The 12,538-nt window shown below is 71.1% G+C and carries 7 protein-coding genes; 2 read left to right on the top strand and 5 right to left on the bottom strand.

Annotated features, from left to right (window positions below):
- The 3 genes from DMB66_RS54120 to DMB66_RS54110 form a co-directional block, all read right to left on the bottom strand.
- On the bottom strand, positions 1 to 1,030 hold a 1,030-nt coding region (locus tag DMB66_RS54120), incomplete at its 3' end, for a DegT/DnrJ/EryC1/StrS aminotransferase family protein (protein ID WP_148112880.1).
- 127 nt (positions 1,031 to 1,157) lie between these two features.
- Positions 1,158 to 2,375, bottom strand: a complete 1,218-nt coding sequence (locus tag DMB66_RS54115; protein WP_125811850.1) for a glycosyltransferase — start codon at positions 2,373 to 2,375, stop codon at positions 1,158 to 1,160.
- A 65-nt stretch (positions 2,376 to 2,440) separates the two neighbouring features.
- Entirely contained in the window at positions 2,441 to 3,664 is a 1,224-nt protein-coding gene (locus tag DMB66_RS54110) for a glycosyltransferase (RefSeq protein WP_125811849.1), read from the bottom strand.
- 272 nt (positions 3,665 to 3,936) lie between these two features.
- On the opposite strand from DMB66_RS54110, the gene DMB66_RS54105 reads away from it, so the two are divergent.
- The gene (locus DMB66_RS54105) at positions 3,937 to 5,151 is read left to right on the top strand and encodes a class I SAM-dependent methyltransferase (protein WP_125811848.1); all 1,215 of its coding nucleotides are present in this window, start codon (positions 3,937 to 3,939) and stop codon (positions 5,149 to 5,151) included.
- A gap of 14 nt (positions 5,152 to 5,165) precedes the next feature.
- Positions 5,166 to 5,801, top strand: coding sequence for a dTDP-4-dehydrorhamnose 3,5-epimerase family protein (locus DMB66_RS54100; RefSeq protein ID WP_125811847.1), 636 nt, complete (start codon positions 5,166 to 5,168; stop codon positions 5,799 to 5,801).
- 44 nt (positions 5,802 to 5,845) lie between these two features.
- Here DMB66_RS54100 and DMB66_RS54095 read toward each other — a convergent pair whose 3' ends face one another.
- Both DMB66_RS54095 and DMB66_RS54090 read right to left on the bottom strand, forming a co-directional pair.
- On the bottom strand, positions 5,846 to 6,916 hold the full coding sequence (locus tag DMB66_RS54095) for a glucose-1-phosphate thymidylyltransferase (protein ID WP_125811846.1): 1,071 nt from the start codon (positions 6,914 to 6,916) through the stop codon (positions 5,846 to 5,848).
- Position 6,917: 1 nt separating this feature from the next.
- Positions 6,918 to 12,530 carry a non-ribosomal peptide synthetase gene (locus DMB66_RS54090; protein ID WP_125811845.1) on the bottom strand — a complete coding sequence of 1,871 codons (5,613 nt, stop codon included), beginning with the start codon at positions 12,528 to 12,530 and terminating at the stop codon, positions 6,918 to 6,920.
- Positions 12,531 to 12,538: the final 8 nt, after the last annotated feature.

Below are 12,538 nucleotides of genomic sequence, written 5' to 3'. Positions count from 1 at the left end.
TCGCCGGCGAGTCCTCGGTGACCGGCAGGGAGCCCGGCGCGTAGCCGAGGTCGGCGAAGCCGCTCATCGTGTGCACCGGCCACGGGTAGCTGATGTTCAGGGCGATGTCGTGGTCCTTGAGTGCCTCGATGATGTGATCGCGGCGAGGATGGCGGACCACGTACACGTAGAAGACGTGGGTGTTGCCGGAATTGGTGGCCGGCAGCTGGAGCCCGCCCGGCCGGGCGAGGTCGCCGAGGCGTTCCTCGTATCGTCGGGCGACGGCGTTTCGCCCGGCGATGTAGTCGTCGAGGCGGCCCAGCTTGCGCCGCAGGATCTCGGCCTGGACCTCGTCGAGCCGGGAGTTGTGGCCCGGTGAGCGCACGACGTAGTAGACCTTCTCCATCCCGTAGTAGCGCAGTTGCTTGAGGCTGCGGTCGACCTCTTCGTCGGAGGTCAGCACCGCGCCACCGTCGCCGTAGGCGCCGAGCACCTTGGTGGGATAGAAGGAGAACGCGGCGGCGTCGCCCATGGTCCCGGCGAGCCGCCCGTGCTGGCGTGCGCCGTGCGCCTGGGCGCAGTCCTCGAGGATCTTCAGCCCGTACTTCTCGGCCAGGGCGGTCAACGGCGCCATGTCGACGCACTGGCCGTACAGGTGCACCGGGACGATCGCCCTGGTCCGCGCGGTGATCGCTGCGGCGACCTGGTCGACGTCCATCAGGAAGTCGTCGGCGCGGACGTCGACGAAGACCGGCGTCGCCCCGGCGCCGACGATGGCGACCACGGTCGGCGCCGCCGTGTTGGCCACGGTGATGACCTCGTCACCTGGCCCGATGCCCAGGGCCTCGAGGCCGAGCTTGAGCGCGTTGGTCCCGTTGTCGACGCCGGTGCCATAGGTGAGCCCGTGGTACGCGGCGAACTCGGCCTCGAACCCGCGGACGCTCTCGCCGAGCACCAGCTGCCCGGAGCCGAAGACCTTCTGCACGGCGTCGAGGATGTCGTCCTTCTCTTTCGCGTACTCCGGTAGGTAGTCCCATACACGAGTCGTCATTTGCCTGGCTCCCGATCGTCGGAGGAACGGCCGATCAGCGCTGCAGCGCTGATGCGGTGGAGTCGAGCGATTCGGCGCCCGGGGATTCGTCTGCCCGCCGGTTCCGGGCTCGCCGACTCGGTGTGACTCACACGGAAACGGCAGGCTTCTCCCGGCTGACCGCGTCGAGCAGCTGTCGCGCGGCCACCGCTGCCCCGTCGTCGCGGATCATGCCGGCCACCTCCGCCGCCCGAGCTCGGACCTCCGGGGCCAAGGCCGTCGCGAGCGCGGCCGACAGGGAGTCGAAGGTCGGCTCCGGACCGTCGTGCGCCACGCCGACGCCCAGCTCGGCCACCCGCTCGGCGAAGTACGGCTGGTCGGTGTCCCTGGCTATCACGATCTGAGGGCTGCCGGCCCGCGTGGCCACGGTCGTCGTGCCCGCGCTGCCGTGGTGGACGGCGGCGGCCACCCGGCCGAACAGCGCCTGAAGGTTGGTTTCGTCGACGGCGAGGCAGTCGGCCCCGTCGTCGGGCAGCGCGAGGTCGGCCCAGCCGCGGGAGAGGATCACCCGGCGGCCCTGGGCACGGATCGCCGCGATGGCCACCGTCGCGGCGTCCCCGGTGCCGGACTGGCTGCCGAACCCCACGTACACCGGCGGCGGACCAGCCGCCAGAAACGCCTCCAGCTCCGCGGCGAGGGGGCGATCGTCGGGCAGGATCCACGCACCGGTCTGCACGGCGTTCTGGCCCGGCTGAAGGGGCGCCAGGATCGGGTCGGCCGCCATCCAGGGCTGATCGGTGTTGCCGTACCGGAAGATGTTCTCCACCGGCGGTAGTCCGATCGAGGCCCGTCGGCTGTTGACCGGTTCGCCGAACCGCTCGCAGAAGCGCCGGCTGCGCTGTTCCCACAGCACCTGGTTGTCGGTCACACCCGGTGTGAGCCGCTCGTCAGCGGGCGGCGGGTGGTGCGGCGACGGCAGATAGACCGGAGCGTGGGTGCAGTAGAAGTAGGGGATGCCCAGCTTCTCGGCCACCGACCGCACAGCCACCGCCGCGGACAGCTCTCCGGTCGTCACCACCGCGTCACACCCTTCGGCAGCCGGCGGGACCTGGTCGAACTGCATGGCGATCGCCTCGGTTGTCATCCGGCGCTCGTCCTCGGCCGACGGCGGTGCCCCCTTGCGCTTCATCATGCGCATCGCCCGGCCGATCGGCACCAGCGGCACATCGACCTCGGCCAGCCGCTCGGCGGCCAACGGCGGGGCGCACATCCGCACCTCCACACCGAGTGCCCGCAACCGCACCGCCAGCGCCACCAGCGGTTCGACGTCTCCGCGGCTTCCGCACGTTGTCAACAACACACGCATCTCGCATCTCCCATTCCAGCGGGTTCCGGCCCGGCCGACAATCGTGCGGCGCGACTCGCTGTGGTTCACACAGCGACGGCAGGCTCTTCCCGGCTGGCCACGTCGAGCAGCATTTTCGCGGCCACCGTTGCCCCGTCGGCGCGGATCGTGCCGGCCACGGCAGCGGCCCGCGCCCGGGTCTCCGGAGCCAAGGCCACCGCGAGCGCGGCCGACAGGGAATCGAGTGTCGGAGCAGGACCGTCGTGCGCCACACCAATACCCAGCTCCGCCACCCGGCCGGCGAGGTACGGCTGGTCCACCATCTGGGGTACCACGACCTGAGAAACGCCGGCCCGGGCGGCCGTGGTGGTCGTGCCCACGCCGCCGTGGTGGACGACGGCGGCCACCCGGCCGAACAGCGCCTGATGGTTCACCTCGCCGACGGCGAGGCAGTCGTCCCGGTCGTCGGGCAGCGCCAGGTCGGCCCAGCCGCGGGAGAGGATCACCCGGCGGCCCTGGGCGCGGACCGCGTCGATAGCCACCCTCGCAGCGTCAGCCGGTACGGGCATGCTGCCGAAACCCACGTACACCGGGGGTGACCCCGAGTCCAGAAATGCCTCCAACTCCGCGGCGAGAGGCCGTTCATCGGGCATGATCCACGCGCCGGTCTGCACGGCGTCGAGGTCCGTCTGCTGCAGCGGTGCCAGGACCGGGTCCGCCGCCAGCAAGGGGTGATCAGTGAAGCCGTACCGGAAGATGTCATCCACCGGCGGCAGGCCCATCGACGCCCGGTGTCTGTTGAGCGGGTCACCGAATCGCCGGTAGGCGCCCTGGTTGTTCCGGTCCCACAGCGCCCGGTTGTCGGTCACGTCCTGCGCGGGTGGCTCGCCGAGGGGCAGCGGCGGCGAGTAGTACGGCGATGGCACAAAGATCGGACAGTAGAAGCCGTAGAAATAGGGGATGCGCAGCTTCTCGGCCACCGACCGGACGGCGACCGCGGCGGCCAGCATTCCGGTCACCACCACCGCGTCGCAGCCCTCGGCAGCCGCCGGGACCTGGTCGAACTGCACGGCCATCGCCTCGGCCGCGAGCCGTGGCCCGTCCTCCGGCCTCGGCCTCGGCCCTTTCATTTCGGTACGGGCCGACCCGCCGACCGGCACCAGCGGCACGCCGACCTCGGCCAGCCGTCCCGCGGAGTCCGGAGATGCGCACATCCGCACGTCCGCACCGAGTGCCCGCAACCGCACCGCCAGCGCCACCAGCGGTTCGACATCTCCCCGGCTCCCAGACGTCGACAACAACACACGCATAACGAATTCCCCGTTCCGTAGGGCCCGGATTGCCGGAGTCAGCGATCTCGATTGTGCTGAACGAAGTCGGTGTCCACGAGGAGGTCCAAGCGAACATCTCGGTCACTTGGACGGATCGGATCATGGCGGTCCGCTGTCTTGACCGGAGCCTCGCCCTCATCGATGTGAAGTGGTTTAGTCCAGACCGGGCGAATGCCGGATCTGAACGACCGGCATCCGCAGTTCATCGCGTCCCGCCCGATTCAGCTGCCAATCACGGAGGAGCCACCACCATGCCCCACGCCTGTCAGATCTGCGGCGGCGCGCTCGAGGAGTTCCTGGACCTCGGCCGGCAGCCGCTCTCCGACGCGTTCCTGAGCGAGCATGACCCGCAGGACGAATTCTTCTACCGGCTGGCGGTCGGCGCTTGCTCCTCGTGCACGATGGTGCAGCTCGTGGAGCAGGTGCCGAGGGAGAAGATGTTCCACACGGACTACCCGTACTACTCGTCCGGCTCCTCGGTGATGCGCGAGCACTTCCAGCAGACCGCGCGCGCCCTGCTCGACACCGCCGGGCCGGACCCGTTCGTGGTGGAGATCGGCAGCAACGACGGCGTGTTGCTGCGGACGGTACACGAGGCCGGCGCCCGGCACCTGGGCTTCGAGCCGTCGGGCAAGGTCGCGGCGGCCGCGATGGAACATGGGGTACGCGTGCGTAACGAGTTCTTCGACGCCGGCACCGCGGCCGACACGCGACGCGAGGAGGGCGCCGCGGACGTCATCTTCGCGGCCAACACCATCTGCCACATCCCGTACATGCGCTCAGTGCTGGACGGCATCCGCACGCTGCTCGCGCCGGAGGGCGTCTTCGTCTTCGAGGACCCCTATTTCGGCGACATCGTGGCGAAGACGTCGTTCGATCAGATCTACGACGAACACTTCTACTTCTTCACCGCCCGCTCGGTGCAGGCGATGGTCGCGCCCTTCGGCCTGGAACTGGTCGATGTGGAGCGGCTGCCGGTGCACGGCGGCGAGGTGCGCTATACCGTCGCCCGGGCCGGGGCTCGTACGCCGTCGGCCGGGGTCGCCGCCCTCATCGCCGACGAGAAGGCGCGGGGCCTCGCCGAGCCGCCGACCCTGCGCCGCTTCGCGGCCGACACCGCCCGCATCCGCGACGACCTGCGCACGCTGCTCCGGCGGCTGCGCGACGAGGGCCACCGGGTCGTCGGCTACGGCGCGACCGCCAAGAGCGCGACCGTCACCAATTTCGCCGGCATCGGGCCGGACCTGATCGAGTTCGTGTGTGACACGACGCCGGCCAAGCAGGGCCGGCTCACCCCCGGCGCGCACATTCCGGTGCGGCCGGCGGAGGCGTTCGCCGATCCGTACCCCGACTACGCGCTGCTCTTCGCGTGGAACCACGCCGACGAGATCACGGCCAAGGAGCAGGGATTCCGCGCGGCGGGCGGCAAGTGGATCCGGTACGTGCCGGACGTACACGTGAGCTGAGGACGGAGCCGAGCATGTCGGAACGAGCACGGCAACTGACGGTCGGCGGGGCCTACGCGTTCACTACCCCCGCCTTCCCGGACGAACGCGGCGTCTTCCTGTCGCCGTACCAACAGGCGGTGTTCGTCGAGGCCCTCGGCCATCCGCTGTTCGCGGTGGCCCAGTGCAGCTACAGCGTGTCCCGCCGGGGGGTGGTTCGCGGCGTGCACTACACGGCCACCCCGCCGGGCTGCGCCAAATACGTCTACTGCCCGAGCGGCCGGGTGCTCGACATCGTCGTCGATCTGCGGGTGGGCAGCCCCACCTTCGGCGTTCACGACGCGGTGGAGCTGGGGGGCCCGGACTTCCCCGCCGTCTACTTGCCGGTCGGGGTCGGCCACATGTTCGTCGCCCTCGAGGAGGGGACGACGATGACCTACCTGCTGTCCACCGAGTACCGGCCGGAGAACGAGCTCGCCGTCACCGCCCTCGACCCCACGCTGGAGCTGCCGATCCCCCGCGACATCACCCCGCTGCTGTCCGAGCGGGACCGGCAGGCGATCAAGCTGCGCGAGGCCCTTTCTCGCGGTCTGCTGCCCAGCTACGACGCGAGCGGGCAAGCCGAGGCCGCGCTCTACGTCCGTCCAGAACGGGCTGCGCCGGACCGGTGACGCCCCTGGCGGCGGCGCTCGACCGGGTGGTCGAGCGCCGCCGGTCACGTGTACGCGCAGACCTGCACCTTGCTGTGGTCGCCGAGGAGCAGGCGATGCGCCCGGGGCGTCCGCGGCGCCGGGATGACCTCCACCTCGCGGCCGATGAGGGATGCCTCGATCCGCCCCACTCCGCGGATCACGGACCCGCCGAGGACCACGGAGTACTCCAGCTCGCTCTCGATGATCCGGCAGTCCTCCGCGATCGAGGTGAACGGCCCCACATAGGAGTCCTCCACGACGGAGCCGGACCCGATGATGACCGGCCCCACGATGCGTGAACCCCGCACCACCGCGCCCGGCGCCACCGTCACCCGGCCGATCAGCTCCGAGTTGTCCACCACGCCGGCGACCTCGGGTGCCAACTCTTCCAGGACGAGCCGGTTCACCTCCAGAATGTCGGCGACGTTGCCGGTGTCCTTCCAGTAGCCCTCGGTTATCGTCGTCACCACCGGATGGCCGGCGCGCATCAGCATGGAGATGGCGTCGCTGATCTCCAGCTCGCCCCGGGCCGAGGGGGTCAGGCCCGCCACGATCGCGTGCACCGCCGCTGTGAAGAGAAAGACCCCGACCAGCGCCAGATCGCTCTTGGGGTTCTCGGGCTTCTCCTCGAGCCCGATCAGCCGCCCATCGACGTCCAGCTCCGCCACCCCGAACGCCCGCGGATCGGCGACCTTCGTCAGCATGATCTGGGCAGCGGGGCGGTCGCCGCGGAACTGCTCCACCAGTTTCGTGATGCCCCCGATCAGAAAGTTGTCCCCGAGGTACATGACGAAGTCGTCGTCGCCCAGGAACTCGCGAGCGATGAGCACCGTGTGCGCCAGGCCGAGCGGGGCCGCCTGTGGCAGGTAGGTGACTTTCAGGCCCCAGGCCGACCCGTCGCCGATGGCGCGCTGGACCTCCGCGGCGGTATCGCCCACGACGATGCCGACCTCGATGATCCCGACCTCGGCGATCGACTCCAGCACGTAGAAGATCACGGGTTTGTTCGCTATCGGTATCAGCTGCTTGGCGGAGGTGTGCGTGATCGGCCGCAGCCTGGTCCCCGCACCTCCGGCAGGTATCAAGGCTTTCATGTCATCTCTCCCGGCCGTCCCGCTCCGGCCGGTGCCGGAGCTTCTCGGCGAGGATGGCCCCGATCTGGGCCAGCGCCGCGGGCTGCACCATCTCGTAATGGTTGGTCGGGATCTCGTGGGGCTCGACGGCCCCGCTGGTGACGTCCTTCCAGCTGTCTATCGCCTCCGGCACGGGCAGATGTGCGGGGCGGTCCACCGAGGCCACGAAGAGGAGGACATCGCTGGCGAAGGGCAGGGCGGTATGAGCCGGACCGACCTTCCAGAGGTTGCGCATGACCGCCTCCAAGCGCGACTGGGCACCGGTCCCCTGGACCATTTGACCGGCGAGCTCCAGCTCCTGCTGCTTCCGCTTGTCCAGGGCCGCTTCATCACGCGAGGCTTGTTCGCTCACCGTGCCGGTCGCGTTCCTTCCCATGTAGACGGGGTAGGCGTCGAGCAGGGCGAGCAGCCCGACCTCCTCCCCTTCCGCCTCGAGCAACACGGCCATCGCCTGCGCGATCCGGCCGCCGAGGGACCAACCGAGCAGGTGGTACGGCCCGGCCGGCCGCACGGTGCGGATCTGCTCGACGTAGTCGGCCGCCATCTCCTCGACACTGCCCGGCAAGGATTCGGTACGGGCCAGACCGCGCGCCTGCACCCCGTAGACCGGCTGATTCGCCGGAAGGTGCCGCAGCAACGGCCCGTAGTTCCAGCTCAGGCCGCCGCTCGCGTGGACGCAGAACAGTGGCGGGCGATCACCGCCGGCGCGCAACGGCAGCAGCACCTCGTAGTCACCCGTCTTCACCGAGGCGCTCGATCCCCGCCGCTCACCCACGACGACCAGCGCCTTGTCGAGGGACCTGCGGACGAGCAGGCCCGTGCGCAGCATGCGGTGCCCCGCGGTCCCGAACGGGCAGGGCACGGTCGGTTGCCCGGTCACGCAGGCGTCCACTGCCGGACCGGTGACATAGAGCTCGCCGACGGCCCCGGGAGCGACCGGGCGCTGCAGGTCGTCGAGCAGGAGCGCACCGAGCGGGCCGTCCTCGGCCAGGTCGGCGACCACCTGCGGCACGGGCCCGGCCCAGCGCGCCGGTGTGATGGCCGGGCGGCCGCGCTCGGCGTCGTCCAGGAAGATGTCCAGGTCACTGATCCGCCGCTGGGGATCCTCCGCCACCTGCTCCAGGACGCTGACCAGCCGCCGGGCCACGGACTCGGCCGTGGCCCGATCGAACAGGTCGGCGGCATAGTGCAGCGCGCCCTCGATGCCGTCCTCGTCGTCATCGTCGTTGCGGCGCTCGGCGAGCTCGAACGCGAGATCCAGCTCGATGGCCTCCACCCCGCCGGGTTCGACGCTGGTGCGCAGGGCGGGCAGATCCGCGGCGTCCCACGAGCCCAGGTCCTCCTCGCTCACCCGCAGGCCGACCTGGAACACGGGGTGACGGGAGAGCGATGCGGGCAGGTCCAGCAGCTCGGGAACCTTCTCGAAGGGCACGTCCAGATGCTGGCGCGCCTCCCGGACCGACTCCTGCACCCGGGCGACGACCTCCAGGAACGTCGGATCGGCCGACAGGTCCGTGCGCACCGGGAACGGCCGGGCGAACGGCCCGATCATCGGCTCCAGGTCGATCAGGTCCTCGTCTCGGGGCAGCGTCGTGCCGATCACCAGGTCGTGGCCGGCTCCGTACCTGGCCAGCAGCATGGCGAGCGCGGCGTGCACCGTCTGGAGCGCGTCCGCGCCGGCCGACTCCACCGCCTGCGTCAACCGGACGTGCGCGCCGGCGCCCAGCCGCACCGCGACCGTGCCGGCTCGCCGCGACGGGATGGCCGGTCGCGGGCGGTCGAACGGCAGCACCGTCTCCCCGTCGATGCCGGCCAGGTGGTTCCGCCAGAAGGTCAGCTGGTCGTTGATGAGGCTGTCCTGGTCGCGCTCACCTTCGAGCAGCCGCCGCTCCCAGATCGCGTAGTCGGCGAACTGCAGGACCAGGGGCGCGCGCTCCGGAGCCCGGCCGGCGCGCCGCGCACCGTACGCGGCCGCGAGGTCGCGGAAGAACACGTCCATCGAGTCGTCATCGACGGCGATGCGGTGCACCGTCACCGACAAGACGTGCTCCTTCTCCGCGAGGGCGAAGAGCTCGCATCGCCACGGCATGTCCCGGGTGAGGTCGAAGAGCTGCTCGCGCCGCTCGGCGAGCAGTCCGGGAAGGTCCTCCTCGGCGGCCGGGACCGGGGTCAGCCGCACCGTCGCGGCGTCGTGGATGTGCTGGTGAACGCTCTGTGCGTCGCCCGGAAAGGTGGTCCGGAGGATCTCGTGCCGGGCCGCGACGTCGCCGATCGCCGCCTCCAGGGCGGCCACGTCCAGCCGGCCGCGCAAGCGCAGCGCGACCGAGGCGTGCAGGCCCCGGGTCTCTTCCGCGGGACGGGCCAGCAGCCAGGCGCGGAGCTGCCGGGCTGTGAGGGGCACCTGCTCCGGCCGGGTGACGGCTTCCAGCGCGGGCCGCGACTTCGCGGCCAGCGCCCGGGCGACGCCCGCGGGGGTGGGCGAGGAGAACAGCTGCCGGATGGGCAGATCCGCGCCGAGTTCCTCACGGATGCGCGCGATGAGCCGCATGGCCAGCGCCGAGCTGCCTCCCAGGTCGTGGAAGGCGTCGTCGACACCCACCCGCTCGACGCCGAGGATCTCGGCGTAGAGCGCGCACAGCACCTTCTCGGTCTCGCTCTCCGGGGCCTTCGCCGACGCGTGACCCGCGAGCTCCGGGTCGGGCAGGGCCCGGCGATCCACTTTGCTGTTGGCGGTGACGGGCAGGCTGATCAGGCCGACGACCGCTACCGGAACCATGTACGCGGGCAGGACCCGGCTCATCTGCCGCCGGATCTCCTCGGTGTCCACCTCACCGGCGTCGGAGACGACGTAGCCCACCAGACGCCGCTCGCCCGGCTGGTACTCCCGCGCCACGACGACCGCCTCGCGGACTCCCGGCTGGGCCGCCAGTACGGCCTCCACCTCGGCCAGCTCCACCCGGAAGCCGCGGATCTTCACCTGATCGTCGGCGCGCCCGAGGAACACCACCTCGCCGTCGCGGTTCCAGCGCGCCAGGTCTCCGGTCCGGTACATGCGTTCGCCCGCCAGGAACGGGCACGCCACGAACCGCTCGGCGGTCAGGTCCGGCCGGGAGAGATATCCGCGGGCCAGCCCCGTGCCGGCGATGTAGACCTCGCCGGCCACCCCGGGCGCGACCGGGCGCAGGAAGGCGTCGAGGAGGTAGATCCTGCGGTTGGTCATGGGACGGCCGATCGGCAGCTCCGGCCCGAGCGGGTCACCGGGCTCGATCGGTTTCCACGTGGCGCACAGGGTGGTCTCGGTCGGTCCGTAGGTGTTGCGCACCCGCACGCCGGGCTGGGCCCGTCGCAGGTTCGCCACGGTGTGCGCGGGCACCACGTCGCCGCCGGTCCCGATCTCCCGCAGGCCCGCGAAACAGTCCGGAGACGCCTCCGCCAGCGCGCGGAAGGTGCCGGCGGTGAGGTGAACGGCGGTCGCGCCCCGTTCCACGGCCTGACGGATGCCGCCCGCGTCCACCACTCCGGGCTCGGCGACCAGGACCCGGCCACCCGTGACGAGCGGCACCCACATCTCGTAGAGCGAGGGGTCGAAGACGTGCGTCGCGTGCATCAGCACGCCGTCGTCGGTGCCGAGTTGCCAGCCCGCGTCGCCCGCGAGGCCGGCCACTGCCCCGTGGGGGATCGCCACGCCCTTCGGAACGCCGGTGGATCCCGAGGTGTACATCACGTACGCCAGGTCGCCGGCGCTGAGCCGAATCTCCGGCGCCGTGGCGGCGCAGCCCTCGACGGCTGCCCGCGTCTCCGGCGCGTCCAGGACGATCGTGGCCCGGCCCGCGACGTCCCCGGGTAGCCCTTCGCCGGTGGCCTGCGTGCAGATGACGGCCGAGACCTCGGAGTCGGCGAAGATGAGCGCCATCCGCTCGACCGGATACCCGATGTCCACCGGGACGTAGCCGGCGCCTGCCTTCCAGATGGCCAGAAACACGATCAGCAGGTCCGCGGACCTGTCCATGGCCACCCCGACGCGGTCGCCGCGGCGCACGCCACGGCCGATGAGGTAGGCCGCCAGCCGGTTCGACGCCTGGTCGACCTCGGCATAGGTCAGGTCCGTACCGCCGGCCGCGGTGATCGCCACCGTGCCCGGTGCCGCGGCCACCCGCCGCCCGACCATCTCGACCACTGATTCCCCGGGCACCGGACCCGTGGTCGCGTTCCAGTTGTCCACCACCGCGGCGCGCTCGGTCTCGCTCAGCAGCGTCAGCCGGCCGACGAGGACGTCGGGCTCGGCGACCAACCGCTCCAGCACGCGAACGATCGCGCCCACCACCGATTCGGCGGCCGCGTGGTCGAAGAGGCCCCGCTCGTAGTTGAGGATGACCGGCATCCGCTCGCCCGGCCCGGTGACCAGAGTGAACGGGTAGTGCGAGGAGTCACGCCCCTTCTGCACCGGGCGCAACCTCAGGCCGTCGTCCGCCGACCCGCCGAGTCCCGTACGAGGGAAGTTCTCGTAGATGACGAGCGTGTCGAAGACGGCGCCGGGTCCGACGGCGGCCTGCACCTCCTGCAGACCGAGATGCTGGTGAGCCCCCAGCGCCGACTGGTTCCGCTGCAGGTCGGCGAGCATCTCGACGACCCGCTGGCCACCGTCGAGCCGGACCCGCACCGGCAGCGTGTTGAGCAGCAGGCCGACCATCGACTCCACCCGGGCCAGTTCGGCCGGCCGGCCCGAGGCGGTCGCGCCGAACACCACGTCGGTCCGGCCGGCGAGTTGCGACAGCACGACGGCCCACGCGCCCTGCACGACGGTGTTCATCGTGAGGTCGTGGCCGCGTGCCAGCCGTAGCAGGTCGTCCGTCAGCTCCGGGGACAGCTCGATCAGCACCGTGTCGATGTCCGGCACGCGGGCCGGATCGGCCGCGGCGACCGTGGTGGGGGTGTCCAGCCCGGCGAGCGCTTCCCGCCAGGCCGCCCGGGCCGCCTCCTTGTCCTGCCGGCCCAGCCAGGCGAGGTAGTCCCGGTACGACACCGCGGCGGGCAGGCCGGACGCGTCCCCGTCCGCCGCGTAGATCGCGGCGAGCTCGCGGTGCAGGATCGGCATCGACCAGCCGTCCGCCAGCACGTGATGCAGGGTGTGCACGAGCCGGTGGCGCTCCGGGCCGAGCCGGATCAGGTGCAGTTTCATCAGCGGCGCCACCTCCAGGCGGAGCCGCTCGGCCATCTCGTCGGCCGCCAGCCGGCTCACCTCGCCGGCGGCTATGTCGTCCGGCAGCCCGGAAAGGTCCGTCTCTCGCCACGGGATCTCGACGTCGCGCTGGATGACCTGCACCATCTGCGCGCCGCTGACGTAGCGGAAGCAGGCCCGCAGCGCGGCATGCCGGTCCAGGAGAGCCTGCCACGACGCCTTCAGCCGCCCGGCGTCCAGCGGGCCGTCGATGCCGTAGACGGACTGCACGGTGTAGGTGTCCGGCCCGTCCGTGTCGAGGGCGGTGTGGTAGAGCATTCCCTCCTGCAGCGGCGACAGGGGCCAGACGTCTTCCACGCTGGAGCGCGGCTTCGCACGAGTGTCGTCAATGGTCACGATCTGCT

Source organism: Actinoplanes sp. ATCC 53533 (assembly GCF_003947245.1).
Note: the sequence above shows the minus strand (reverse complement) of the source record. Positions and strands in the feature narration are given on the sequence as shown.